The organism is Staphylococcus borealis, from assembly GCF_001224225.1.
Classification (GTDB): Bacteria; Bacillota; Bacilli; order Staphylococcales; family Staphylococcaceae; genus Staphylococcus; species Staphylococcus borealis.
Window position 1 is genome coordinate 486,137 of sequence record NZ_CUEE01000001.1, and the last position, 26,488, is coordinate 512,624.

The 26,488-nt window shown below is 32.3% G+C and carries 26 protein-coding genes; 5 read left to right on the forward strand and 21 right to left on the reverse strand.

Going from position 1 to position 26,488, the window contains the following annotated elements:
• Positions 1-66 precede the first annotated feature (66 nt).
• The 11 genes from AK212_RS02355 to AK212_RS12865 all read right to left on the reverse strand — a co-directional run bounded on the left by AK212_RS02355 (position 67) and on the right by AK212_RS12865 (position 11,450).
• Complete coding sequence (locus AK212_RS02355; RefSeq protein WP_053028967.1) at positions 67-1,263, reverse strand: polysaccharide biosynthesis protein; 1,197 nt, start codon at positions 1,261-1,263, stop codon at positions 67-69.
• A complete protein-coding gene (locus AK212_RS02360; protein ID WP_053028968.1) occupies positions 1,238-2,416 on the reverse strand; it encodes an O-antigen ligase family protein in 1,179 nt (392 codons plus the stop codon). Before AK212_RS02360 ends, AK212_RS02355 begins: the two co-directional genes overlap by 26 nt.
• Positions 2,417-2,432: 16 nt before the next feature.
• Positions 2,433-3,548 carry a glycosyltransferase gene (locus tag AK212_RS02365; protein WP_053028970.1) on the reverse strand — a complete coding sequence of 372 codons (1,116 nt, stop codon included), beginning with the start codon at positions 3,546-3,548 and terminating at the stop codon, positions 2,433-2,435.
• 37 nt (positions 3,549-3,585) lie between these two features.
• Entirely contained in the window at positions 3,586-4,710 is a 1,125-nt protein-coding gene (gene wecB / locus AK212_RS02370) for a non-hydrolyzing UDP-N-acetylglucosamine 2-epimerase (RefSeq protein WP_053028971.1), read from the reverse strand.
• 3 nt (positions 4,711-4,713) lie between these two features.
• Positions 4,714-5,823: a polysaccharide biosynthesis C-terminal domain-containing protein gene (locus tag AK212_RS02375; RefSeq protein WP_053028973.1), complete on the reverse strand. Its 1,110-nt coding sequence runs from the start codon at positions 5,821-5,823 to the stop codon at positions 4,714-4,716.
• An 11-nt stretch (positions 5,824-5,834) separates the two neighbouring features.
• Positions 5,835-6,857 (reverse strand): nucleoside-diphosphate sugar epimerase/dehydratase, encoded by a 1,023-nt coding sequence (locus AK212_RS02380; RefSeq protein WP_053028974.1) that lies wholly within the window; start codon positions 6,855-6,857, stop codon positions 5,835-5,837.
• Positions 6,858-6,867: 10 nt separating this feature from the next.
• On the reverse strand, positions 6,868-8,667 hold the full coding sequence (locus AK212_RS02385) for a polysaccharide biosynthesis protein (protein WP_053028976.1): 1,800 nt from the start codon (positions 8,665-8,667) through the stop codon (positions 6,868-6,870).
• Between the two features lie 29 nt (positions 8,668-8,696).
• Positions 8,697-9,464, reverse strand: a complete 768-nt coding sequence (locus AK212_RS02390; protein ID WP_053028978.1) for a tyrosine-protein phosphatase — start codon at positions 9,462-9,464, stop codon at positions 8,697-8,699.
• The gene (locus AK212_RS02395) at positions 9,457-10,161 is read right to left on the reverse strand and encodes a polysaccharide biosynthesis tyrosine autokinase (RefSeq protein ID WP_053028980.1); all 705 of its coding nucleotides are present in this window, start codon (positions 10,159-10,161) and stop codon (positions 9,457-9,459) included. Before AK212_RS02395 ends, AK212_RS02390 begins: the two co-directional genes overlap by 8 nt.
• Before the next feature lie 13 nt (positions 10,162-10,174).
• Entirely contained in the window at positions 10,175-10,837 is a 663-nt protein-coding gene (locus AK212_RS02400) for a Wzz/FepE/Etk N-terminal domain-containing protein (protein ID WP_053028982.1), read from the reverse strand.
• 511 nt (positions 10,838-11,348) lie between these two features.
• Entirely contained in the window at positions 11,349-11,450 is a 102-nt protein-coding gene (locus tag AK212_RS12865) for an SE2200 family small protein (RefSeq protein ID WP_016930637.1), read from the reverse strand.
• Between the two features lie 219 nt (positions 11,451-11,669).
• Between AK212_RS12865 and AK212_RS02405 the strand changes: the two genes are divergently transcribed.
• Complete coding sequence (locus AK212_RS02405; protein ID WP_053028984.1) at positions 11,670-12,296, forward strand: FMN-dependent NADH-azoreductase; 627 nt, start codon at positions 11,670-11,672, stop codon at positions 12,294-12,296.
• Positions 12,297-12,345: 49 nt separating this feature from the next.
• On the opposite strand, the gene AK212_RS02410 is transcribed toward AK212_RS02405, so the two are convergent.
• The gene (locus AK212_RS02410) at positions 12,346-12,792 is read right to left on the reverse strand and encodes a MarR family winged helix-turn-helix transcriptional regulator (RefSeq protein ID WP_053028986.1); all 447 of its coding nucleotides are present in this window, start codon (positions 12,790-12,792) and stop codon (positions 12,346-12,348) included.
• A gap of 151 nt (positions 12,793-12,943) precedes the next feature.
• Between AK212_RS02410 and AK212_RS02415 the strand changes: the two genes are divergently transcribed.
• Entirely contained in the window at positions 12,944-14,584 is a 1,641-nt protein-coding gene (locus AK212_RS02415) for an alpha-keto acid decarboxylase family protein (RefSeq protein ID WP_053028988.1), read from the forward strand.
• A 195-nt stretch (positions 14,585-14,779) separates the two neighbouring features.
• Here AK212_RS02415 and AK212_RS02420 read toward each other — a convergent pair whose 3' ends face one another.
• Positions 14,780-15,922 (reverse strand): CapA family protein, encoded by a 1,143-nt coding sequence (locus AK212_RS02420; RefSeq protein WP_053028990.1) that lies wholly within the window; start codon positions 15,920-15,922, stop codon positions 14,780-14,782.
• A gap of 198 nt (positions 15,923-16,120) precedes the next feature.
• Between AK212_RS02420 and AK212_RS02425 the strand changes: the two genes are divergently transcribed.
• Positions 16,121-16,540, forward strand: coding sequence for an SdpI family protein (locus AK212_RS02425; RefSeq protein ID WP_080365509.1), 420 nt, complete (start codon positions 16,121-16,123; stop codon positions 16,538-16,540).
• A gap of 58 nt (positions 16,541-16,598) precedes the next feature.
• On the opposite strand, the gene AK212_RS02430 is transcribed toward AK212_RS02425, so the two are convergent.
• The 7 genes from AK212_RS02430 to isaB (AK212_RS02460) all read right to left on the reverse strand — a co-directional run bounded on the left by AK212_RS02430 (position 16,599) and on the right by isaB (AK212_RS02460) (position 24,268).
• A complete protein-coding gene (locus AK212_RS02430) occupies positions 16,599-17,594 on the reverse strand; it encodes a LacI family DNA-binding transcriptional regulator (RefSeq protein ID WP_053028992.1) in 996 nt (331 codons plus the stop codon).
• 476 nt (positions 17,595-18,070) lie between these two features.
• Positions 18,071-18,832 (reverse strand): alpha/beta hydrolase, encoded by a 762-nt coding sequence (locus AK212_RS02435; protein ID WP_053029062.1) that lies wholly within the window; start codon positions 18,830-18,832, stop codon positions 18,071-18,073.
• A 303-nt stretch (positions 18,833-19,135) separates the two neighbouring features.
• Positions 19,136-19,819, reverse strand: coding sequence for a Crp/Fnr family transcriptional regulator (locus AK212_RS02440; protein ID WP_053028994.1), 684 nt, complete (start codon positions 19,817-19,819; stop codon positions 19,136-19,138).
• A 34-nt stretch (positions 19,820-19,853) separates the two neighbouring features.
• Entirely contained in the window at positions 19,854-21,284 is a 1,431-nt protein-coding gene (gene arcD, locus AK212_RS02445; protein ID WP_053028996.1) for an arginine-ornithine antiporter, read from the reverse strand.
• Positions 21,285-21,452: 168 nt separating this feature from the next.
• Positions 21,453-22,688 carry an arginine deiminase gene (arcA, locus tag AK212_RS02450; RefSeq protein WP_053028999.1) on the reverse strand — a complete coding sequence of 412 codons (1,236 nt, stop codon included), beginning with the start codon at positions 22,686-22,688 and terminating at the stop codon, positions 21,453-21,455.
• A 357-nt stretch (positions 22,689-23,045) separates the two neighbouring features.
• The gene (locus AK212_RS02455) at positions 23,046-23,510 is read right to left on the reverse strand and encodes an arginine repressor (protein ID WP_053029001.1); all 465 of its coding nucleotides are present in this window, start codon (positions 23,508-23,510) and stop codon (positions 23,046-23,048) included.
• A 182-nt stretch (positions 23,511-23,692) separates the two neighbouring features.
• On the reverse strand, positions 23,693-24,268 hold the full coding sequence (gene isaB, locus AK212_RS02460) for an immunodominant staphylococcal antigen IsaB family protein (protein ID WP_053029003.1): 576 nt from the start codon (positions 24,266-24,268) through the stop codon (positions 23,693-23,695).
• 389 nt (positions 24,269-24,657) lie between these two features.
• Between isaB (AK212_RS02460) and AK212_RS02465 the strand changes: the two genes are divergently transcribed.
• Entirely contained in the window at positions 24,658-25,071 is a 414-nt protein-coding gene (locus tag AK212_RS02465; protein ID WP_053029006.1) for a YolD-like family protein, read from the forward strand.
• 120 nt (positions 25,072-25,191) lie between these two features.
• Here AK212_RS02465 and isaB (AK212_RS02470) read toward each other — a convergent pair whose 3' ends face one another.
• Positions 25,192-25,722, reverse strand: coding sequence for an immunodominant staphylococcal antigen IsaB family protein (isaB, locus tag AK212_RS02470; protein ID WP_053029008.1), 531 nt, complete (start codon positions 25,720-25,722; stop codon positions 25,192-25,194).
• Positions 25,723-25,923: 201 nt separating this feature from the next.
• Here isaB (AK212_RS02470) and AK212_RS02475 point away from each other — a divergent pair, with 201 nt between their 5' ends.
• The gene (locus tag AK212_RS02475) at positions 25,924-26,439 is read left to right on the forward strand and encodes a hypothetical protein (protein WP_053029010.1); all 516 of its coding nucleotides are present in this window, start codon (positions 25,924-25,926) and stop codon (positions 26,437-26,439) included.
• The last annotated feature ends 49 nt before the right edge of the window (positions 26,440-26,488 follow it).

Below are 26,488 nucleotides of genomic sequence, written 5' to 3' on the forward strand. Positions count from 1 at the left end.
TCCTCCATCTCAAAATATAATTTATATGTTTATTACATTTAAAATTTTGTACTAAAGTTTAAATTATTACGATGCACTCTTTTTGGCATTCTTAAAACCCATTGCGTTTAATACTAGGAACTTAATTACATTTGAAATAAGCATTGTTACAAAAAAACCTGCTAATCCATAACTATTAGTCAAAAATAAACTTAGTATAATGTAAATAATAGTATGTGTAGCTATATAATTAGCTTGTTTTGTAATAGAAGCATATCTCGTATTAAGCGCTTGTATTGCTATAGTAACTGAATTAACCAAAACTCCTAAATTTCCTATAATAATAAAGTTTTTTATGTTATTTACATCTACTTGATATAACTTAGAAACCACAAAAATTGTTAAGGGATAACTAATTACTAACACTATTAACATAGCTATGAAGCAGACAATGTTTACATTTACATACTGCTTAAACTTATTTAAATTAGAATTCACTGAAATATAAGATAATAATACATTATTGATCGGAGACATAAATGTAGCTAGCATTTTCCCAATAAATGTTGCTAAAAAGGCTAACGTTACAGCCTCCCCCCCAATAATTGGTAAAATTATTAAACGATCTAAATATAAATTAATATTATTTAATCCGTTCGTACTTAATAACATAATAAAGTCTTTAACTATAGGTTTTGAATTAGCATTGTGAGATTGAGTTTTAACTCTTCTCAATTCATAAACTGTATAGAGTAAAGCGAAAGATTCACTTACTAAAAATACAATAACCCAATAATGAACTATTAAAAAGATTAAAAGTCCGATCATCATACCTATAAATTGAATAATAGCAACATATAATATTTTATTATAGTCAAGTTTCATTCTAAAAAAGACATTTAAATATACTCTCAAGCACATAAAATAATTAATTACTAATATTAATAGAGTGTCCAAAACTCTTAAATTAAAAAATGTTTGAAATATAATAAATAAAATTAATGTCTCAATTACCACAGAGATGTGTAATACTTTGCGAAACTTTGAATAATAATAATCAGCTGAATAATAATTGACATTAATTAATCGAATGTTATTAAGTGTGTTACCTAAAACTACACTACTAATAGTGATTATTGTATATATTGTTAATATTTGTCCAAATTCTTTATCCCCAAGTATTCTATGAATGAATGGGTAAGAAATAAATTGTAGTCCTAACGCAATTAACAATGAACTTGAAATTGTTTTTAAGGTATCAATTATAAATAACTTTTTTGACATGTTGTTTTCGTCCCTTAGTTAAAAAATAAAATAAAGAAAACCACAACTCACCTACTACTAAATAGTTTGTACTAAACATTAACATTGTTATAGGGTAAATAGTAATAAAAACGACTAGTAAGTCAATTGAATTCTTATCATAGTTTCTACAAAAATTTGTAAAGACCAAAATCAATAGAAAAACTAAAGTTATTAGTCCTAAAAATCCGTATGATAATAACATTTCTAAAACTATATTGTGTGGGATATTATTAATCAAATGATAATAATTAAATGGGCCATAACCAATCAAAGGTTTTTCAGAAATATAATGTAAAGCCATTTCATATATTGGCCCCCTACCAGAAGTTCCATTAATATCAAAACTTCCATCTTTTATATATGAAAAAGTTCTATTTTCTCCATTACTGACAAAAGTAAGTAAAGTGATACTTGCTATAAAAGCTATAGCGTAAATTGCAATTTTAAGATAAATAGAAACACGTCTTTTAAAAGTTATTAAAATGATTGTGAACAAGGAGTAAAGTATTAATAGAATTGCTCCACCTCTTCCACCAGGAATAAATACAGAAGGAAATGTAATCAATGTCATAATCACATAAAAACCTCTGTACTTTATATTTCCTTTTAAAATAAGATAGCATCCTAATCCAACCGTTAAGCCAGCTAAATATGACGCATTTTGATAATTCATTAATCCATAAACTACTGGAGTAGGTAATTTACCAAGTATATACGGAATTAGAACTACAAATAAAAACGTTATTGAAAAAATAATAAATACTAATTTAAAAAAATTTTCCACTTGTTTTTTAGAAAAATTTTTAATATATATACCAGCTATTGATGCTGGTACACACCATAATACAAAAAATCTTATAGTATTTTTTGATAATCTTTCCGTATTATGCGGTGAAACAAAAAATGCTATTAAAATCAGAATAGATATTATTATTAATACTATAATTCCAATAGGTAATTTTTTTGAGGATAAGATATCAAATATGCAACTTAAAATAGTACCAACCATTACTAATACCATCACTGGATAATAAAACATAATTATGTTTAAGTGAAAGACTTGACTAAATAAAGTCGATACTACAATAAATAAGTTCATACTTATTATTGAGCATAGCATAAAAAATTTCATTCTACTCCTTCTTTCACTACACTGATTTTTTATACAATTCCACTAATTTCTTACTTTCATTTTGCCAAGTAAGCTCTTTAGAAGCTTTTATAGCGTTTTCGCGTAATTCATAATATAAATCCTCGTTATTGGCTAATTTATTAACCGCTTCAGCAATTTTTTCGGAAGTAACCTTATCTATTACAATCCCAAAATTGTATTTTTTATTTAATTGATAATGTTCTTTTACTGGTGACAATATAACAGGTAATCCGGCATGAATACATTCAAATATTTTATTTGAAACTGTATATTCATAATTTATAGATATAGGTTTAGTAAGAACAACGCCTATATCGCTCTCACTTAATTTACGAACTAGTTCAGTTATTTCAACTGGGTTATCGACTTCAGCATTTTTATTAGTCATTTTAGCTAAATTTTTTAATTCTTTCTCTAAGGGTCCGAAACCTCTTATAATATATTTCACTTTTTTCCCTAATTGAATATTAGAAGCTTGAACAAATTCTTCATATCCACGATTTTTAACTAATTGACCTTGATAAACTACTTCATCTATATTTTTTTGATTTGATAGTTTTATTGAATCATCTAATAAAGGAGCATTAGTTATTACATTAGGCATTTTTTTGTAACCTTTTTCTAAATAATATGATTTTGCTGCATGACTAACTGTAATAAAATGATTAACTTTATTTTTTATAATATACTTTTCAATTAATTCTACAATTTTAGAAATAATTGCATATTTATTAATCATTGAGTTTTTGGCGTAAATTTCATGAGCATCAAATATAATATTTGTTTTTTTTATACCACTCAAATAAACCATAAATAATATATCAAAATCGTTAGCATGTATGACATCAGGATTATAAGATTTAATTGTATTTATAACATTTCTTGCATAATTAATACGTTTTAATATTTTACCAACAAGTGTTTTAGTATCTTTTCTTTTTCCAAATAAAATATAATTAAAATCTAACCTAGATAATCTTTCATCTGTAACTCTACTATTATTCATACCAATCATTAAATGTTGATTAGTCAACTTTTTAATAGTATCCATTTGTTTTAAAATTCTTGGATCTTGAACGATATTGCTAGATACTATATTTAGAATCTTCATTATCATGTCCCTCTCATGTTATTATTTTCAACCAATTTTATTTTCTCCAAGTATTGCGATTAATAATATCTTTATAACTTTGAATAATTTTAACTACTTTAGTTGATACATTAGTATCTTTATAATCGATAGAGTCAATCATAGGTTCATCATTTTCTTGCATAGATTTAGCTAATTCAACTGATTGAACAAGGTTATCGTATGAAATACCACCTACAATCACTGTACCTTTATCAAGTACTTCAGGTCTTTCAGTTGATGTTCTAATTAAAACACCAGGGAATTTTAAAATTGATGACTCTTCAGATAAAGTACCACTATCTGATAAAACTACAAACGCATTTTTTTGAAGCGCATTGTAATCAAAGAAACCAAATGGTTTTAGTTGTCTAACTAGTGGAGGGAATTTAAAGTTTCTTTCTTCGATTTTTTTCCAACTTCTAGGGTGTGTAGAGTAAATAACTGGAATTTGATATTTTTCAGCAATATCATTAATTGCATTCATTAATGATAGGAAGTTTTTCTCATTATCAATATTTTCTTCACGGTGTGCTGATACTAAAATATAATTTTGAGCTTCAAGTTCTAATTTATTTAAAATATCGCTCTCATCAATTTTATAAGCATATTCATCTAATACTTCTTTCATAGGTGAACCAGTTACAAAAATGTTCTGTTTTTGGAAACCTTCGTCTAATAAGTAACGTCTGCTATGTTCTGTATATGGCAAGTTTACATCACTTACATGGTCAACAATTTTACGATTAATTTCTTCAGGTACATTTTGGTCGAAGCATCTATTACCTGCTTCCATATGGAATACAGGAATTTTAAGTCTCTTTGCAGACACTGCTGCTAAACAACTATTTGTATCACCTAAAATTAATAATGCATCTGGTTGTTCTTCAGCTAATACTTCGTATGATTTAGCCAGGATGTTCCCCATTGTTTCGCCTAAATGACTACCTACAGCTTCCAAATAATGATCAGGCTCTCTTAACTCTAAATCTTCAAAGAATACTTGATTCAATGTATAGTCATAGTTTTGACCAGTGTGAACTAATACTTGATTAAAATATTTGTCACAAGCTTTAATCGTGGCCGATAATCTAATAATTTCTGGTCGAGTTCCAACAATTGTCATTAACTTTAATTTTTCCATTATTTAGACCTCCAAAAAGTATGTGTCTGGATTATTTGGATCAAAGATTTCGTTTACCCACATGATTGTTACCATATCAGTATCACCTAAATTTTCAATATTATGTGTATAGCCAACTGGTATGTCGACTACTTCTAATTTTTCACCTGACACATGATATTCAGTAACTTCATCTTCACCAATTTTTCTAAAACGTATTACTCCCGTACCTGAAACCACTAAGAATTTTTCATTTTTGGTGTGATGCCAATGATTTCCTTTAACAATACCTGGTTTAGAAATATTAACTGAAACTTGACCTCTATCTACAGTTTTAAATATTTCTGTAAATGAACCTCTATTATCAACATTCATTTTTAAAGGATAACTAAACTTATCTTCAGGAAGATAACTTAAATATGTACTATAAAGACACTTTTCAAATGAGTTTTCTGTATTAGGAAGCGATTTTTTATCAGCAATTTCTTTAAATTCATATAATAAATTAGTAATCGTTTCAAGTTTTACTTCATAAACATTTGGAACTTTTGGTTCTCCATTTTCAATATTCGGATGACCTTCAATAGCGTTTTTAAATTCTTTTATAACATCATCAATGTAATTTAAATTAAGCACAACATTTTCATCGTTAACTTGAATTTCTTCATCTCTAGCAATTTTATAACAGAATGTTGCAATAACTGAATTGTAGTTCGGTTTACACCATTTACCGAATAAATTAGGTAAACGATAAATTAATACTTTATTTCCATTTTCTTCTGAAAATTGTTCAAGTACACCTTCACCTTGTCGTTTACTATTTCCATAAGGATTATCATTTTCGGCTTGAATTGACGATGACAAAATAATTGTTGGTTTTTTAGTATTGTCTTTTAAGATATTCAATACTTCACTTAGAAAATCAACATTGCCTTTTTTAAACTCTTCTTCATTTTTCGGTCTATTAATACCTGCTAAATGAACTACTGAATCAGCTTCTAATAAATGTTTTTTCATATCTTCTGCGGTAGTTTGTCTATTTACTTCTAGAATTTCATTATCTGTAGTTGCATTTAAATCTACTTTTAAGTTTTTCCCTACAAAACCATTTGAACCAGTTATAACGATTTTCAATGTAAATTCTCCTAACCTTGTTTATAATTGCTTAATTCAGTTCTCACATATTCTAAAGATAATAATTTTTCTTTAATTTCTTCAACTGTTAATATGTTTGTATTATCAGAATTGTATTCATACGCTTCTGTGATTTTTTCGTTTCCATCTTCATAGTAATTGCTATAGTTTAAATCACGTGAATCTGCTGGAACTCGGAAATAATCACCCATATCTTCACATTGTGCGTATTCTTCTCTAGTTAATAACGTTTCGGCTTGTTTTTCACCATGTCTTGTACCAATAATTTTTATTTCATTATCTGCTTCGAATAATTGTAAAAGTGCTTCAGCCAAGTCCCCAACTTTTGAACTTGGTGCTTTTTGAACCATAATATCGCCAGTCTGTGCATGTTTGAAAGCATGAACAACTAATTCAACAGCTTCTTCTAAACTCATTAAGAAACGTGTCATGTTTGGATCCGTAACTGTTAAAGGTTCTCCAGCTTTAATCTTATCAATGAACAAAGGAATTACTGAACCTCGTGATGCCATAACATTTCCGTATCTAGTCCCGCAAATTAATGTTTGATCACTATCAACGTTTCTTGATTTCGCAACAAATACTTTCTCCATCATAGATTTAGAAATACCCATTGCATTGATTGGATACGCAGCTTTATCAGTAGATAAGCAAATCACTTTTTTTACGTTATTTCTGATTGCATTTTGTAAGACGTTCTCAGTTCCAATAACATTTGTTTTAACTGCTTCCATTGGAAAAAATTCACAAGATGGCACTTGTTTTAAAGCCGCTGCATGAAAGACATAATCAACTTCCCTCATTGCTGTTTCAACACTATGTGAATCTCTAACATCTCCAATGTAAAACTTCAATTTAGGATTGTTATATTTTTTTCTCATATCGTCTTGTTTTTTCTCATCTCTAGAAAACACTCTAATTTCTTTAATATCAGTGTCTAGAAATCTTTCCATAACCGCATTACCGAATGATCCTGTTCCACCCGTAATTAACAACACTTTATCTTTAAACATATTAACTCTCCTATTCATTAGCAATCTTAAGTATTTTGTCTTTATTAAAGTCATTACCTAAATCTTCAATAATCGCATCTACTTCTTCTTTAGAAAAGTCTTTTACTTTTCCTCTATATATTTTTTCGTAGACTTGTTCAGGATGTATTTCATTTTCATTAAGTAGTTCTTCGTACATTTTTTCTCCCGGGCGTATACCACTAAACTTAATTTGAATTTCATCCTCAGTTTTACCGCTTAAGCGAATTAAGTTACGCGCTAAATCCACAATCTTCACTGGTTCACCCATATCTAGCACAAATACTTCTCCACCTTGAGCTAGAGCGCCAGCTTGCAATACTAATCTAGACGCTTCAGGAATTGTCATGAAATATCTTGTCATGTCAGGGTGTGTAACAGTAACTGGACCTCCCGCTTCAATTTGTTTCTTAAATAATGGAATAACAGAACCACGAGAACCAAGTACATTACCAAATCGAACTGCTACAAAGTTTGTTTTACAATTTTCATCGTTAAGACTTTGTACTACCATTTCAGCTACACGTTTTGATGCACCCATCACATTTGGCGGATTTACAGCTTTATCTGTTGATACCATTACAAATTTTCTTACTTCTGCATTTTTAGCTGCTGCTGCAACATTTCTAGTACCTAAAACATTATTTCTAAATGCTTCGATTGGGTTATATTCCATTAATGGAACATGCTTGTGTGCCGCAGCATGGTATACTGCATATGGTTTATAATCATTCATAATTTCTTGTATACGTTCTCCATTTTGTACATCGGCTATAATTGGAATAATTTCTATTTTATCCTTGTAAATTGCATTTAATTCTTGATGAATAAGATAAATACTATTTTCCCCGTGGCCTAATAAAATAATACGCTCTGGCTCAAACTTGCAAACCTGTCTACATATTTCAGAACCAATGGATCCCCCTGCCCCAGTAACCATAATAGTTTTATGCGTGAGTTCTTTAGAAATCATCGCCATATCTAATTCAACTGGTTCTCGTCCAAGTAAATCTTCAACTTCTACACGTTTTAATTGATTAACTTCCAATTCACCCGCAAGAACTTGTTCAATACTTGGCATTTTGAATAACTCGATTCCAGTACTATTACAAATATTATTTATCTCTTTAAGCCGATCTGGTTTAAGTGTAGGTATGGCAATGATAATACGCTTGATTCTATATTTATTAACTAAATTTGGAATATCATCAATAAATCCTTGCACTTTGACGCCCTCAGCAATAGTCAATTTTTTCTTTTGTGGATCGTCATCAACAACTAATACTGGTTCAAGCCCCATTTCAGGACTTCTTAACATTTGACGAATTAATAATGAGCCACCGCGTCCTGCACCTACTATTAGCGTCGGTATTTTCTTTTGTTTTTTTTCAACTACAAATCCTCTAGTAACTCTCCATGAAATTCTTGAACCACCTATAAGGATCAAATGCATCATCCAAGTTATTAAATATAATCTGAAAAACGGTGGATGTGCAGTAAAGATTGGAACTAAAATCATCGTTGCGATAATTGAACATGTAACCGACTCTACGATTAATAGAAGTTCATTTACACTAGCGTACTCCCAAGCACGATGATAAAGATTAAATATGTATGCAAAGACATGATGCGAAATCAGTAATACAATTGAATTAACAATTAAAAGATTCCTTGAATACCCCTCAAAAAAAGGTTCTAAAATGTTGTAACAAATAAAAACTGAAAAAGCTACAATAAGTGAATCTATTATAATTAATATTAGAAGACGTCCTCTTGCACTTAACTTGTCCACACGTCTATCCCCCTTAACTTACTTTCCTTTTAAAACAATCCAAACAATTTTCTATCATTGTAATTTTGAGTAGGTTGTTTCTTTATTACATCCTCATCATTAACAATATACTTAGCGTTATTAATCAAAGTTTCTATATTTTTTTCATATTTTTTTAATTTTTTGTTATTGTATAAGCTTTTCATTATGAATGGTCTTTGAGATTCATGATGAGCGTCTGATGCAATAAAATGTACCAAATTATTTTCAATCATTTGAATAGAAATTTTTTGTATTTTTTTGCCTTGAATTCCTTGTAATGAAGATGATGTTAATTGAGCAAGCGCTCCTTGATTGATTAAATTATAGAGTACATCTAAATTTTGACTAATTTCCTTATTTCTCTCTGGATGCGCAATGATTGGTATGTATCCTTCTGATTGCAATTCAAAGAAAAGACGATTCGCATAGTGAGGAACCCCTCTAGATGGAAATTCAATCAATAAATATCTAGAATGATTCAAACCAATAGCTTCGCCTTTTCTTAGTTGCGGTAAAATTTGATCGCTTATCCTTATTTCTTGACCTGGAAGAAGCGTAATTCCCAATTCTTTGACTTCATCTAAGTCTATAATTTGTTGTAACTTCTCATTAACTTTCTCGTAGGTATTATCAAATTGAGGACTTAAGTGATGTGGAGTTACGATTATCTCAGTAACTCCTTCACTTTGTCCTTGTTTAAGAAGCTTTAGCATATCTTCTTTCGTCTTTGGCCCATCGTCCACATTTATTAGCACATGATTGTGTATATCAATCATTACTTTCATCATCTCCATAATAATAATAAGTTGATGATTTTTCTTTAGGCGTTTTATTTAGAATTGCACCTAAAAGATGTCCATCTGCTTGTTCAATTAATCGTTTTGCTTTTTTAATTTCGTTTTTATTATTATGTTCAGTATCAATTACAAGTACACAGTCATCTACATTTCTTAAATAAACTTGCGCATCCGTCACCGATATAACTGGTGGCGTATCGATTAATATAAAATCATATATACTAAATAACTTATCTAGTATACTAGTAAAATTAGACGATGCTATTAATTCTGATGGATTTGGTGGAATTGGACCAGATGTTAGTAAATCTAAATTATTAATTCTTGTACTTCTAATCGCTTTATCAAAATCCGATTTTCCAATAATTAAATTTGATAATCCGTCATAATTAGTTGTTTCAAAGTGATAATGTTGCGTCGGCTTTCTCATGTCACCATCAATAATCAATGTTTTATATCCTGCCTGCGCATAAGTAATAGCAATATTGGCTGATACAATACTTTTACCAGCTGCTGGTTTCTCAGATGTGACAATAATGCTTCTAATCTCTTCAACTCCTGAGAACATAATATTAGATCGAATCCCTCTCACTTTTTCACTCACAATTGATTTAGGTTTATCTTCAACAAATAAAGGTGTTTGTAGCTTTTTACGTTTCTCATTTTTTTTAGCCATAATTTTTCTACTCCTATTTTAATTTTTGAATTGAACCTAGGACTGGAATATCTAATTCACGTTTTACATCTTCTTCCGTTCTAATTCTTCTATCAAACAATTCTTTTAACACGACAATCATCATAGCGATTATAATCCCTAAAATGAGGCCTATTGCTAAATTTAACAATAAATTAGGTGATACTTTAGTTGCAGTCCCGTTTGCTTTAGATAACACTGATACATTATCAACATTCATAATTTCAGGCATTTTATCACTAAATACATTTGCAATATCATTTGCAACTTTTTCTGCGTCTTTCTTACTTCCATTCTTAACATTCACATTTAGTATTTGAGATTCAGCTTGTGTTGTAACGGTTAACATATCTTTTATGTCTTCAGCTGAATATTTAGAGTTTTTCTTAGCCACGTCTTCAATAATGCGTGGACTTTTTAAAATTTCAGAATATGTATTTACTAATTGAATATTACTTTGGACTTCTTGAGCCATTAACTCCGAATTTTTTTCTTTTTGGTTAACTAGCACTTGCGTATTTGCTTCATATTTAGGTTTCATTAAAAACACTGTTACTAATAAACTAATTAGCATTAATATGATTGGTAATAGAACAATTAGCTTCCAATTTTTCTTAATAGCGTTCATAAATTTCGATAAATCTAATGTATTTTCCATGACAACCTCCAAATTCTAATTTCGATATTAATTTTATATTTTTAACATGGTTTTTACAACAAAATTTTAAAATATAATTAATATTATTCTTTGTAATTACGAATTAATTTTGTTTTTCTTCAACTTGACAAAACATATTTTTTACAATTAACAAAACCTTTACACTTCATCTTAAAATATTACTTCGAATATATGTTTAAGTTTATGTAAATATCATGTAAATGCGTGTCAAATAAACTACATCAATACGCAATGTGTAGTTTTTCCCTAATTATTTGAGTCAGTGTTATCCCCAATTCCGATAAAAGGATTCAGAATTCTTTATCCGTACATTATATAATATTGAACAGTCATTATATGTCCACTCGAGATAAATTATTTTATATTTTAAAAAACGTATATTTAACAAATAACCCTTTTCATTCGTTACATCCGTTGTGATTTATCTAATAAATTATATGTATACAAAAAACCAAGATACTTCTACACAGAAATATCTTGGTTTTAAATATTAATATTCAATATTTGGCATTTCGTTTACTTTGTTTTGGTATTTTTTGAAACCAACATATGCAGCTACGCCTAAAACTACTGTAATTAATAATCCCTTCATGTCTGTCACTCCTTTAAGGTTCTACATTTATTAGATTTCTTAAATATTTAAATCTAAATTTACCTATATTATACACTTAAAATCGTTCATTTTTAAAGTCACGTTTCACTATCTTATACACCATTGGTCTGATTTTTTATCAAAAGTATTGCAATAATTTGAAAATCTAATATATTAATTATATCGATTTCGAAATAAATTTATTAGAGGTGCACGACTGTGGCAAAATTATTATACATTACAGCACATCCATTAGATGAATTAGCTTCTAATTCTATGGCTGCTGGTAAAGCATTTATTGAATCATACAAAGAAAATCACGCTAGTGATGAAGTAAAACATATTGATTTATTCAAAGAAGATATTCCAGTGATTGATAAAGATGTATTAACTGGTTGGGGTAAATTAAGAAATGGTGACGATCTTACTAAAGAAGAACAACAAAAAGTAGATCGTTTCAGCGAAATCTTAGAAGAATTCCTTTCTGCGGATAAATATGTGTTCGTTTCACCAATGTGGAATCTTTCATTCCCTCCTGTATTAAAAGCATACATTGATGCGATTTCAATTGCAGGTAAAACTTTCAAATACACTGCTGAAGGTCCTCAAGGTCTTTTAACAGATAAAAAAGTATTACACATTCAATCACGTGGTGGCTTCTACTCAGAAGGTCCAGCTGCTGATGTTGAAAGTGGCGACCGTTACTTAAGAACAATTATGACTTTCTTAGGTGTCCCTTCATACGAAAATGTCATTATTGAAGGTCACAATGCTCAACCGGAAAGAACGGAAGAAATCAAAGCCGCTTCAATTGCCGAAGCACAAGAAATGGGTAAAACTTTCTAATAAACCTTATTAAAAGGCATTGCGTAAACGACTACGCAATGCCTTTTTCTTACTCATCTTTCAAATGCTGAATATCTTGAAACCCTTCTCTGTAATTCGATAATTCTTCCATGATGTCATACCAATCATGGCCCACGTTTTGAAATGTACGTTGCATTAATTCATTTTGCGCTTTATTCAATTTATCCACTAACTTACTTCCTTTAGGTGTTGGGAATAATTGTTTCACGCGTCGATCTTCTTCAGATGTTTGTTCGACAATAAGCCCTTCTTCTTTCAATTTGCGCAACGTCGCATGTGATCCCTGTTTAGAAATTTCAAGTGTTTTCAATAATTGTTTAATGGTAATACCAGGCAATTTATTAATGAAGAATAAAAAGCGATGGTGTTGACGACTCATGTCATATTTTTCAATAATTTCATCTGCCGTTTTTATAAATGTCTTATATGCGAAGTAAAATAACATATGTTCATAATCATTTTTATTACTATCCATAAGCTTCTTTCCTTTTCCATTTGTGAATGATTACCCACATTATAATCAATTTTCAAAAAACAGTCGAAAAAAGGTCAACGCAATTGACTTTATTATTTAATGTAATTATATTGTAAGTGTATTCTAATTTATAAATAAAGGTGGAATGAATATGAAACAACGTGTAGGACAATACTTAATGGATGCAGTACATCGTGCAGGTGTCGATAAAATATTTGGTGTTCCTGGCGATTTCAACCTAGCATTTCTAGATGACATCGTGCGTCATGACGGTGTGGAATGGGTTGGCACAACCAATGAACTTAATGGGAGTTATGCTGCGGATGGCTATGCACGTATCAATGGACTAGGCGTGCTTGTTACAACATTTGGTGTAGGTGAATTAAGCGCGGTTAACGGGATTGCAGGTTCGTATGCTGAACGTGTCCCTGTTATTGCGATTACAGGTGCACCAACACAAGCAGTAGAACAAGCCGGTAATTATGTGCATCACTCATTAGGTGAAGGTCGTTTCGATAGCTATCAGAAAATGTTTGAACATATTACGACTGCACAAGCGTACATTACTGCTGAGAATGCTACAACTGAAATTCCTAGAGTCATCAATGCTGCTATTCATGAACGCCGCCCAGTGCACATTCATCTTCCTATTGATGTTGCAATGACTGAAATTGAGGTGGAATCATCATTTGATGTGACACCAGCACCAGACGTCAACGTTGAGCACTATATTGATATGGTTGCAGAGAAATTACGTTCTGCATTACAACCCGTCATTATTACAGGTCATGAAATTAATAGTTTCCATTTACACGAAGCACTTGAGCAATTTGTTAATCGAACACAGATTCCAGTCGTTCAATTATCGCTAGGTAAAGGTGCCTTTAACGAAGAGAATCCATATTATATTGGTATTTATGATGGCAAAATTGCAGAAGATCAAATTAAAGATTATGTCGATCATAGTGATGCCATTTTAAATATTGGAGCTAAATTGACTGACTCAGCTACAGCCGGTTTCTCTTATGAATTTGATATTGATGACGTCGTTATGCTTAATCACCATAACTTCAAGCTGAACGAAACAACTACTGAAGATGTGACGCTACCTCGCTTAATCGACGGCTTGAATACAATTGATTATCGATATGAGGGTACGTTCCCTCCTTTTAAAAAGGAAGCAACAAATGAAATAACTTTATCAGATGATATCTTAACGCAAGCAACTTACTTTGACATGATGCAACACTTTATTAAAGATGATGATGTCTTATTAGCTGAACAAGGTACATCATTCTTCGGTGCGTATGATTTAGCTTTACCAAAAGATATGACATTCATTGGGCAACCATTATGGGGGTCTATCGGTTACACACTACCAGCTACATTAGGTACGCAAATGGCTGATCCAAATCGCCGTAACATCTTATTAATCGGGGATGGCTCATTACAACTTACAGTTCAAGAATTATCTACGATGATTCGCCAAGATATCAAACCGATTATCTTCGTGATTAATAACGATGGTTATACAGTAGAACGCTTAATCCATGGTATGGAAGAGACGTACAATGATATCCGTATGTGGGATTATAAAGCGCTACCGAAAGTATTTGGTGGCGATAACGTTGCTGTGCATGACGTGAAGACTTCTAATGACTTACAGAACGTCTTTGACGCCATTAACGCTGCACCAGAACAATTACACTTCACTGAAGTTACAATGAAATGGGATGACGCACCAGCCAAACTTCGCGACATTTCAAAAGCCTTTGCAGCACAAAATAAATAAAAATATTGCTTTTGCTAAACATCAAGAGTCTGGGACATAAATAATATAATACTGCTATTTAGCAAATTAGCAGTAGTTGACTGAACTGAGAAGGCGCTTAAATCAAGCTTTTCTCAGTTCTAGTCACCTTTGCAGGGGTGGGACGACGAATTTAAAAGAATTCTGTCCCACTCCCTTGTTTGTGTATAGCTTTATTTATATACTCTTTTCATCTAAATAGTCGGAATCAATGACGTCTTTCGTTATATCTTGTAGATGTTTAAGATTCCATTGACTTTTATTGTCGTGTCTCAAACCATGTTGTTGCGCTAAACTCTCATTATAATCATCTAAGTTGTACACTTCAAAATCATGTCTCGTGTCTTTATCGGTTTCATCCCACTGCTGATAGTGATTGACCATACTTGTCCACTTCACATGTTCTATGTGTGCACCTTTAGGCGCTTTAACGATATCAAAATTCAATCTTCCTAATAATTGATTATGTTCATTTCCAGTATCTTGTCCATTCAGAAAATTACCTAATGAATAAGCGACCAATGTTTGATGATGACCATGTTGACTCTTCACCCATTCAACCGGTTGTATGACATGGGGGTGCGTGCCTATTACGACATCTACACCTTCATTCGCAAATAATTGCGCATATTTCCTTTGTGTACGATTTGGCTCATGATGATTCTCTAACCCCCAATGGGCCGACACCATCACGACATCACTTTGTTGTTTAGCTTTTCTTACATCACGTTTAATCGTTTTTTCATCAAACGTTTTAATCGTATATGGATAGCGTGATGTCATATCATTTGTACCATATGTATAACTTAGTAAACTCACCTTAATGCCATTTACAGTCATGACTGGTATTGTTTGAGCGTCCTTTTCCGAATTAAAAACACCTGTAAATAAAACATGATCTTCAAATGGTTTCCAAGCCTTAAGATGATTTAACACCCCTTCATCACCTTGATCTAAGGCATGATTATTGGCTCCATTGACCATATCAAAGCCTGTTGCGACAACATCTTGCGCAATTTGGCTTGGTGTATTAAAGTGCTTAAATCCAGAAAATGGGCGATTATCACCACCTAAAGGAGATTCTTGATTAATAAACGCAAGATCAGGTGCTTGTATGTCCTGCTTAATGTGTGAATACATAGGTTTAAAATTAAACGTGCCATCTTGTTGCATCGCATCATTATACACAACCGGATGTATTAAATTATCTCCGACTGCAACCACTGACGCCTCATCAGTCACATCTTCGGCTAACGTCATGCCACAAAGGATAGCAAAAGTAAAAAATAATATTATACAGCTGACATAATATTTAATCACAATACGTGCCCTCTTTCATTGAAGCATTATAATGTCTTTTATATTCAGAACATCTTTAAATAAATTGCATAACACTTTATAATCATAGCTTTTATTTAATTTTAGTAGATTACTTATTTCGATGCAATTTGAATAAGAAAATAGTTTAATATATCATTTAATTGTATATTTTTATTAATTATTATAGGGAGTTATAACATGATATTATTACCACTAAGCATCATTATGGGGTGCTTTGGTTACATCTTTAAATGCCATCCACCTACCGAGCGCAACGGTTGGTACGGTTATCGAACAAAGAAATCCATGGCCAATGATCGCAATTGGATTAAAGCACAAAAACAATATGGCATCTATTCTTTAAAATACTTATGGGTAATCATATTGTTTGGAATTATCGGACTCATGATTGAAATTGTAGGTATAGCGAGAAACAATGATTTAATCATTATGGCCGGTTTAGGCATAGAATTGGTAGTAATGGTATGGTATTTATTATCTATTGGAAAGTCGAGAGAGAGTTATAAATATTTTCCTTTTTTAAAAATTTGTGAGTCCTTGGATTGTTTTATTATTAATAGAATACATCCCACGTCGTTCCATTCACAATTGAAATAATTAAATAAAACAAAACTAGCCTTCCACTTCGTTTAAACTTCGAAATGGAAGGCGTTATTTATGTACTTTGTCGTTCTACGATATTTAATTTTAATACGTCATGATTGCTTTCAAATGTTGTATCTTCAAGCAATGCCAGTAAGTAGTGAATCAATTGCTTACCAATGTCATTAACTGGTTGATTCACTGTCGATAAAGGAATCTTCAATAAACTAGAAATGGGTTGGTTATCATATCCCATAATCGCGATTTGATTGGGAATATCAATGTGATGCTCAGTTAAAAAATGAATTAACCCTAATGCGACTTCATCACTGCCAGTAAATATAGCATCTGGCAACATGTCTTGTTCTAGCAATGTTTCCCCTATGCGTTCACCGTCTTCAATCGTATGCACATTATTAAAAATCCACTCTCGTCTAATGGCTAAACCATTGTCTTTCATTGCCTCTCTAAACCCAATATTTCTAGGCTTATTGAAACAATGATCATAGTAATGATTATCTGTACAATACGCTATATGACGATAGCCTTTATTAATTAAGTATTGAATGGCATCATACGTCGTTTGACGTTGATTGGTATGTATGATTTTCACTTTATCTGACTGAGTTGATTGATCCGCCGATAATACGATAGGACCATATTGCGTATACGGTTCTAAAACCTCTATATCATTTTCAAGCGTACCCATAATCACGCCAGCAATGTGCTTCTGTTTAAACATATTTAATAACCGTAACTCTTCATCTTTATGATTATATGTCTGCATGATTAACGTATGATATGGCGTATCTTTAATTTCTTTGTCAATTGCATCTATTAAGTATGCGAAATACGGATTCGTAATTCTAGGTACAATAATGCCAATCGTATAAGACTTGTTAGAGCGCAATTGCATCGCGATTGAATTCGGAACATAATCCAGTTCATCCATCGCTTGTTGGATTTTAATTTTCTTTTCCTCAGAAATATAGGGATGATGGTTCATATACCTTGAAACCGTCGATATGGATAATCCCGCTCTCTGAGCTACATCTTTAATTGTCGCCATAGTACCCACCTTCAATGAAACCGTTTTCATTATTTATGATAGGTTGTCGCTACATTTTTGTCAATCGCTCAAGTTAGATATTCAACAGTTAATAGGGTGTGGATCAGGATTCTTTTAAAATTCGTCGTCCACTCCCAGCTTGCTTTGCTTGTTGAATTTCTTGATGAAATTCTCTTTGCTGGGGCCCCAAACCCCAACTTGCTTAGCTTGTAAAATCTCTTTCGTGATTTTTTGTGTTGGGGCTCCGACTCCCAGCTTGCTTTGCTTGTTGAATTTCTTAGTGAAATTCTCTTTGCCGGGCCTCCGCCCGCAAGGATGACTAGAACTGAGAAATGCTTGATTTAAGCGATATCTCAGTTCAGTCAGCTACTGCGAATTGGCAAAATAGCATGATCATATTATTTATGTTTCAGTCTCGAAGATAGCACTTTATTGGCGCCATCTTCGTATAATGATGAAATCATTTGGGCGCCTATTTATGCTTCCACTAACCATTCAATTGTACGTTTAATCGCTTTATCCCAGAAGGCATAATCATGTTCACCTGGGCCTTCTTCATATTGATAGTCTATCCCTTTATCATCCAAGTAGGCCATAAATTGTTGGTTGTCTTCATATAAGAAATCTTCTGTCCCACATTGAATGAATAACTCAAGTAGAGTTAAGCCTTTGTCAACGGCTTCATCAACTAAATGATATGTATCGAGTTCAGTCCCTTTGATATTGGTATCTTCCCCAGTGATCGCTTTAGGTGCAAAATCAGTATAATCAAGTTCCATTAGTCCTTGTGCCTGAAAGACTGCAGATAATGGTGATGCTTTAGCGAAAAGCTCGCCTTGTGTTAATGCAAATTTCATCGTGCCATACCCGCCCATTGAATGTCCTGCAATAAAATTGTCTTTACGCTGTGTCGATAATGGCAGTAACTTATGCGCATAGTGATACACTTCCAATATGTGGTCATAATAACTATGACCGTACGCCATATTCGCATAACCACTATGATCTGCATTCGGCATAATAATGGCCAATTGGTGTTCATCTGCATATCGCTCAATACTTGTGAAACGTGTATACGATGTTGCATCACTTGATAATCCATGCAGTAGCATCAATGATTGGTACGATTTCGGCGATAATGTATCGTCGAAGAAACTCGCGTCTTCTGGAATGATTGCTACAAACGATTGTTGCATACCTAAAGCTGGTGAGAAGTAATTGATTGTCATGAGTGCCATATTCATTATCATCCCTTCTAATAATAAATTATTATATCCATTTTACACTTTTTTCGACAAAGGTGTCACCAAAGCGCGATTCTCTCAGTCATCTCGCCAAATTACTTTGCATTTCTATATCATTTCATATTAGAATGCATAAAAAATAAGGCACCTTTCGCATCATTTAATTCAATGAACGAGGTACCTTATGTATCCAGGAACTTTATATCCCGGACTCAAAGTAGCAATTGTGTTTATATCGGTTTTGGTAGTTTAATATAAACGTTCTTTTATATAAAGGGATCTTTGTGTCTTATTGTATTACTTTATAATCATCCAATTTTTGCCATTTTTTATTAATTTTTTCTCTTCTTTTAGTTCATGTACAATATGGCCTGTTGTTTCACGTGAAATACCTGCTAAATCACTTAGTAGTTGAATGGTCATGATATGATTAATTTCGTAAAATTCATCATGATCGCATCCTATTGCATGACATAAATAATATAGTACTTTCTCAATGCGCTCTCTCGCCAATTTTGTAGTTAATGCCATATTGTATTCCATTAGAAGTTCAAGTTCGTTATTTAACTTTTCGAACAGTGTAACAAATATGTCGTCATGATTTTTACAAAGATATTCCAACATATCTTTAGGTATTCCTATTACATTACATGGTGTAATAGCTGTGCACATCTCGTTTAATTCCATTTTCCGAAAGAGATGATTTAACGGAAATAATACCTGCGCTTTATTCAGCTTACGATAAGCGTCTCCATCTTCATTTATTGTTTCACGCAAAACAATCCCGTCTAGTAACAAATACACATATGTCGGTTGATCAGATGAATAATATATGATTTGTCCTTTATTGTAATGTCGTATGAAACACTCACTCTTGAATGCTTGAATGACACCTGTTGGAATATTTAAGTAAGACGCTAATTGTTTGAGTCCTTCACTTAAATCATTATCTCTGTTGTTGATAAATGTCTTTCCAGCCATTGAGATACACTCCTAAACCTTTTAAAACTTTTTATTAGAATACTGAAACGCTACCCATCGCTAAGCGAATAATACCTATCACTGCAAGTATGATGATGACTGCAAATAAGATATAATCACCTTTCGTTAACGGTTTATGATTATTACGTTGTACAAAACGATAAACAAATAGACCAGGGATATAGAGCAACATGGTTAATAACAAGTAATCAATACCTGCAGCGTACACAAGCCATATTGCATAGATAGATGCAATAATACCGATTGCCCATTGTTTCACTGTAGCATGTCCTTTATGTTCAATTGTATATTTCAATTGATAAAAGGCACTAAACATATACGGAATTAAAATCGCGCTTGATGCAAGTGAAAATGCAAATTGATATGCACTATCTGTAAATAACATGCTGACTAAGAATATTTGTACTAAAATATTTGTAATTAATAATGCATTAATAGGTGCTTTATTTTTATTTTCTTTAGCAAACCATTTTGGGAACAAGCCATCTTTGGCCACTATGAATGGTAGCTCACCAGCTAATAATGTCCAACCAAGCCATGCACCTAATACAGAAATGATTAAACCAATGTTGACGAGAACTGAACCCCAATGACCAACGATATGTTCTAACACTTGTGCCATAGATGGACTTGCAAGATCAGCAATTTGATTTTGTTGAATGACACCCTGTGCTAGGACGGTCATTAAGAAATAAATAACGAGGACTGAAACAAGTCCAATAACGGTAGCAGTACCTACGTCTTTTTTCGATTTAGCACGACCTGAGAATACCACTGCACCTTCAATACCAGTGAACACCCATACGGTTACAAGCATTGTACTCTTCACTTGAGACATTGTATCGCCCCAACTAAATACACCTGTACCTCCGCTTGTCATGCCATAGAATCCTGCTTTGAATGTATCGAAATTAAATACTACAATCATACAAATGATAACTAAGAATATAGGAATTAACTTTGCAACAGTTACAATACTATTGATGAAAGCTGCGGTTTCAACACCTCTAAGTATTAAGAAGTGCACACCCCATAGCAAGAAAGAAGCGACGATAATACTTGGTAGTGTATTACCACCTTTGAAGATTGGGAAGAAGTTACCTACCGCTGACATCAATAATGTTGCATAGGCTACGTTACCTAGAAAAGCAGCAAACCAATAGCCCCAAGCACTTGAGAAACCAATAAAGTCACCAAATCCAGCTTGTGCATAACTGTAAATACCGCCTTCTAAGTCCGGTCTTACATTAGTGAGATTTTGGAAGACAAATGCGAGTGAAATCATCCCAATTGCGGTGATGATCCAACCAATCATAATTGCTAAACCACCGGCTTGACCACCCATATCAGAAATGATGTTGAACGCACCGCCACCAATCATAGAACCAATGACTAAACCAATGAGTGACGTTTTACCAAGTTTGTTTGTGTCTGATTCATTCATAATTCATTTCCCCTTCTAAGGAGGATTATTTTTAAATTAAGGGCTTGAAGCATCGTTATTCAATTGATTGGTAATCTTGCTTCAAACCCTTCTCCTTGTGTTATATTGCTACATCACTTTCTCAGCGATGTATTTTCAAAATAAGTCCTTATATTTGCTCGAAATACTTTAAATTTCTTCTCTAAATAATGGTTGGCTCATACATCTTGGGCCCCCACGTCCACGAACAAGCTCACTACCTGTGATTTCAAGTACTTTAATGCCTTTGTCACGAAGTAATTGGTTTGATACGTAGTTTCGGTCGTAAGTCACAACTACACCTGGGCGGATACATAATGTATTTGAACCGTCATTCCATTGTTCACGTGCACCGTCGATAACATCACCGTTACCTGTTGGAATAAATTCGATTTTTTCAACACCAAGTACGTCTGCAAGTGTTTCACGTAATTTATTAGAATGTGTAATTTTAATGTCGTCTTTGGCTTCATCGTATTCAATTGTAAATAAATTCATATTATTTTCTTCTTTGAAAATTGCTGAATGCACTGTGAATTTATCGTAGTCAATCATTGTGAATACGGTATCTAAATGCATGAACGTACGGCTATTTGGGATTTCAATCGCAATCACTTTTTTGAATGTTGTAGATTCATCTTTGAATATATTACGTGCTAAGCGTTCAATCGCTTGTGCTGATGTACGCTCTGAAATACCAATGGCTAAAGCATCTTTAGAAAGAATTAACTCATCGCCACCTTCGATGTTAAATGGTGAATTTCTGTCTAACCATACCGGTACATCTGCATCTTTAAATCTTGGATGATATTTTAGAATGTATGTCATAAATAGAGATTCTCTACGACGTGCTCTCCAATACATTCTGTTGATTGTCATACCTCTACCTACTGATGCTTGAGGGTCACGTGTAAAGTAAAGGTTAGGCATTGGGTCTAAATAGAATGGATATCTATCATCCATATATTCAACGAGATGTGTTGTTTTAAGTTCAATTTCTTCTTTTCTTACACCAGCCATAATTTTGTCGATTAATTCTTGGTCTGATAATGTCTCAAAGAATGTTTTAATTTCAGCTTCATGTCCTAAGACTGTTTTTTGAGATTCTGCAAGAATATCGTCAATAAATTGTTCACGCACATCTTTATCTGCAATGGCTTCAGCTGCTAGTTTTTCTAGATAAACAACTTCTACACCTTCATCACGAAGTGTTTGTGCAAATTTGTCGTGTTCTTCTTGTGCCACTTTTAAATAAGGAATATCATCGAATAGCAAGCCACTTAAGTGATCTGGTACTAAATTTTCTAGTTCTTTACCAGGTCGTTTGAGTAATACTGTTTTCAATCTGCCGATTTCACTGTTTACTTGGATAGGTCCTTGAGTCATATTCATTTCCTCCTTTATTTATCTACAACTAGAGTATAAAGCGCTTTCAGATTTCATTATGTGATTGTTTTCACATTCTAAATGTGTGTTAATTCATGCTTTTTGGTTATTCAATGCATATTTTTGATTGAATATACAATAATGTTAGGTAATTAGTGATTATTATGTATATTTCATTCATGTTGACATGCCGATGTCTAACCCAAAAAGTTTTTTATGCATCATTCTGTATTTATAAACACTTATCAATTTCACTTTTAACACGATGAACGCTCAAGATGTGAACATTGCATTTTAAGCGTTTCACACACTATTATAGATAACATCAAAACGTAAATCTACATTATATTTTATGCATTAATTTGAATATTTATGATTAAACAGTTTATAGTGAACATATTTTGCCATTTCCTCTGAATTTGTAAGTACCATTAATGTGTCATTGCCCCCCACTGTTCCAAGGATTTCTGCAATATTCATGCGATCAATAAAATAATTTATACCTTGTGCAAATCCAGGAGAGGTTTTGATTAGTATGTAACTATCTTTGATGATGATACTTTGAATTTCATTATCGTAATAATGAAGTAGTTTCGTTTTAGCATCCATTTGTTGCGTATTATCTAACTTTTTATAATACGATTGGTTACTTACTGCTGGGACTTTAAATATCTTTAATTCTTTTAAATCTCTTGAAATTGTAGTGATGCTATAACGTACGCCAAAATGTGTATCAATATAATCTGCAATCTCTTCTTTTTTATTAAATCGATTATTCTTAACTACCGTTTCGATGAGATCTAGACGTTTACTCTTTTTCATATTATAAACTCCTCTACCCCTATACAGCATAAAGCTGTATGTATTCTTACCTTTAACGTATCATCTTTTCGTAAATCGTGGTGTTGGCTATTTCATGAATTTTGCTATAATTTTTATTTATTTTCACAAAAAAACTCCAAAAGTGAGCATTATTACTCAACTTTCGGAGCGTCACCATTATGCTATTTCGTTTCTTTCATTGCTTGTTTCACGGTACTATAGCCCATTACTACACGATCCACTTTACCTTTTTCTACATCAAACCAAACTGTCATTCCCTTTGTATTGGGGTGGTAGTAGTAAATACCCGTTGTATTATGTTTATGATTATCAATTTTTTGTAAGTCTTTACCATAAACTTTATTTAATTGGTCTAATGATAATTGCCCAGTCACCTTTAAATCTAGTAATGATGCTGTTTTACCGTCTTTAGATACATTTCTGAAATATTGATCATATTTTTTAACATTTTTAGTCGATGATGTTGGCTTTAATTTAACACCATTAAATGTGACATTCTCAGCTTTTACTGCATTTTTAAAATGTTTATCTAATACAAAAGATACGTCTTGACCCGCATACCCTTTATAATTGTAATAGGCAGATGTCGCATTGGCTTTAGTAGTCGTCGTGTTTGACATCGTTTTAGATTCGGCATGTGCGATAGATGTTTCCGTTAATGTACCGGTAACACCTACACCGAATAATGTGCTTAATGCCAAGGTTGCAGTGACGAATGTTTGCGTTGATTTTCTCAAATGAATAACCTTCTTTCTTTATAACTAAACATATCATACGCTATTCAAAGTGGTTATACAATTTTTATTCTTTGATAAGGAAAGATCATTTGTGCTTAATGTGTGAATGTTACAAATTATACAAAATTAAATTTCACAAATCGTTAAATAATGTTTTTATATAAATTATGTTATACTAAATGTAGGAGTAACATCCCCATTAACTCCTTCACAAAAAGTTATATTATGTAATGACTATAGCCATAAGTTTACTTCCCCTTTGTTAAACTTATGGCTCTTTTATATAGTCTTTTTTACTTTTCCGTCATAAATATAAAATTCATTTATATTGTAAAAAACCTCTTCCAAAGTACGAACATATGTTCTATAATGATGTTGAGGTGGTTAACATGATTCCAAATCCTAATGCGCCAGATGAATATAAATATGAAACAGATTATCGTAAAATACCAAGACAATATTTAGACGCTAATATTCCTCAAGGACGTGGCATGGTGAAGTGGGCGCCATTTGCGACAATGCCGGAACAATATCAACGATTGAATGATTTTATTGAGGAACAGAATAAAATTGCCATGCCTTCTTTATCAGACGATCAATTTGAAATGATTAATCGTCAGCTGACTTACAAGTTCACACAGCATCAACTGGCGATGATTAGTTATTGGAGAAATGGCTATATTCAATCCATTGCAGCCTATATACGTCGGATTGATTCATTGAATCGATGTATCACCATTAGTAATGAGAATGGCTCACAAACAATGAAACTCGATTTTGCGGTTATTTGTAATATAGAGTAAGTGTGGTACGCAATGAGTGATGCTTGTCACTGAACCATGTATTGCGTTTTAGCTACATTGAAATAAAGGGAGTAGAACCACATTCCTTTCGACTGTGTTGTTCCACTCCCAAATCTAAAGTTATTTACTTGTTGTAAAGCCTGCATAACTAATATCTACTTCTACAACTTTGCCTTCATTAAGTACGAATGATGCCGCTAAACCATTTTTATTAGGTTTGTATACGTAAATACCGCTACCTTTGGCATTTTTGTTGCCTTTTACTTTTTTCAAATCTTTACCATATGCTTTTTTAAGTTGATTATACGTTAAATCACCTTTAACTATAAATTGTAACTTATTCGCTTTTTTACCGTCGCTCGTTACACCAGTAAATTTCTGATTATACTTCTCTTTAACTGTTGTACTGTTCGTTTTAGCAAGTTTAATACCGTTAAATTTAATGTTGTCATGCTTAATTGAGTTAATAAAGTTTTTATCTGTTAAGAATTTAGCATCTTTATCAACGTAACCATTATAAGCGTAATAATACCCTTTCGTTTGAGTTGCTGCATGGGCAGTATCTTGTACTGGTAGTACTGCGCTACTCACTCCTAAAAGTGTTCCAAATGCTAATGTTGTTGAGGCAATAGTTTTAACTACTTTATTCATGTTAGTCCTTCTTTCTATATTAGAATTACACTTCACTTATATTATCGCACAATACATACAAACATTCACTGTACTTAAGACCTATTTATCAAAAATTTTAGTAAACAAAATTTAATATTATAAAGTTGTGTTAATACTATCTATTTTATGAAGTTTTATTATAATAAGATAAAGAAATGAATTAAGGACGGAGGATACACCTTGAAAAAAGTATTGGCAGGTATCGTCATTTTATTACTTATTGTTGCTTTAGGCTTTTCAATATTTTTTGCAGCAACTGGTACTAAACATTCAAATTCGAGCGAGGACCATAAAACTGAAAAACATGATAAAAAAGACAAAAAAGATAAAACAAGTGAAACGCAAACTGAATCTCAATCTAATGCATCTGATAATGGAGAAAATGCACAATCAGAGCCAGCGTCAAACAATAATGTAAATACTCAACAAAATTATTCGACACAACCAAATAACTCGGCAACACAATCATCTAAAACAAAAGACAACAGTTCTAGACAAAATAGTTCAGAAAGTGCTACTTCAGAGAAAAAGACGAAAGAAACACAAACAACACAACAACCAAGTACACAACCATCGACACAACAACCGGCAACCTCTCAACCGAATACTCAGAACAAAACAACAACTCAAAGTAGTTCAACACAAAGTTCAAGTAGTTCAGCTCAGGGTAGCAGTCAAAATAATAAAGACAATTAAAACAACCGCCTAATGAGTAGTCTTATAACTATCCATTAGGCGGTCTAGT

Bases quoted from the DNA above. Each gene is read 5' to 3' on its own strand.
- AK212_RS02435 (WP_053029062.1), bottom strand. From the start codon at position 18,832: ATGGCACTCATGACAATCAATTACTTCTCACCAGCTTTAGGTATGCAA.
- isaB (WP_053029008.1), bottom strand. From the start codon at position 25,722: ATGAATAAAGTAGTTAAAACTATTGCCTCAACAACATTAGCATTTGGA.
- arcA (WP_053028999.1), bottom strand. From the start codon at position 22,688: ATGACTCAAGGACCTATCCAAGTAAACAGTGAAATCGGCAGATTGAAA.
- AK212_RS02465 (WP_053029006.1), top strand. From the start codon at position 24,658: ATGATTCCAAATCCTAATGCGCCAGATGAATATAAATATGAAACAGAT.
- AK212_RS02440 (WP_053028994.1), bottom strand. From the start codon at position 19,819: ATGGCTGGAAAGACATTTATCAACAACAGAGATAATGATTTAAGTGAA.
- AK212_RS02455 (WP_053029001.1), bottom strand. From the start codon at position 23,510: ATGAAAAAGAGTAAACGTCTAGATCTCATCGAAACGGTAGTTAAGAAT.
- wecB (WP_053028971.1), bottom strand. From the start codon at position 4,710: ATGGAAAAATTAAAGTTAATGACAATTGTTGGAACTCGACCAGAAATT.
- AK212_RS02355 (WP_053028967.1), bottom strand. From the start codon at position 1,263: ATGTCAAAAAAGTTATTTATAATTGATACCTTAAAAACAATTTCAAGT.
- AK212_RS02365 (WP_053028970.1), bottom strand. From the start codon at position 3,548: ATGAAGATTCTAAATATAGTATCTAGCAATATCGTTCAAGATCCAAGA.
- AK212_RS02395 (WP_053028980.1), bottom strand. From the start codon at position 10,161: ATGGCTAAAAAAAATGAGAAACGTAAAAAGCTACAAACACCTTTATTT.
- AK212_RS02415 (WP_053028988.1), top strand. From the start codon at position 12,944: ATGAAACAACGTGTAGGACAATACTTAATGGATGCAGTACATCGTGCA.
- AK212_RS02360 (WP_053028968.1), bottom strand. From the start codon at position 2,416: ATGAAATTTTTTATGCTATGCTCAATAATAAGTATGAACTTATTTATT.
- AK212_RS02430 (WP_053028992.1), bottom strand. From the start codon at position 17,594: ATGGCGACAATTAAAGATGTAGCTCAGAGAGCGGGATTATCCATATCG.
- AK212_RS02410 (WP_053028986.1), bottom strand. From the start codon at position 12,792: ATGGATAGTAATAAAAATGATTATGAACATATGTTATTTTACTTCGCA.
- AK212_RS12865 (WP_016930637.1), bottom strand. From the start codon at position 11,450: ATGAAGGGATTATTAATTACAGTAGTTTTAGGCGTAGCTGCATATGTT.
- AK212_RS02390 (WP_053028978.1), bottom strand. From the start codon at position 9,464: ATGATTGATATACACAATCATGTGCTAATAAATGTGGACGATGGGCCA.
- AK212_RS02400 (WP_053028982.1), bottom strand. From the start codon at position 10,837: ATGGAAAATACATTAGATTTATCGAAATTTATGAACGCTATTAAGAAA.
- arcD (WP_053028996.1), bottom strand. From the start codon at position 21,284: ATGAATGAATCAGACACAAACAAACTTGGTAAAACGTCACTCATTGGT.
- AK212_RS02425 (WP_080365509.1), top strand. From the start codon at position 16,121: ATGATATTATTACCACTAAGCATCATTATGGGGTGCTTTGGTTACATC.
- AK212_RS02380 (WP_053028974.1), bottom strand. From the start codon at position 6,857: ATGTTTAAAGATAAAGTGTTGTTAATTACGGGTGGAACAGGATCATTC.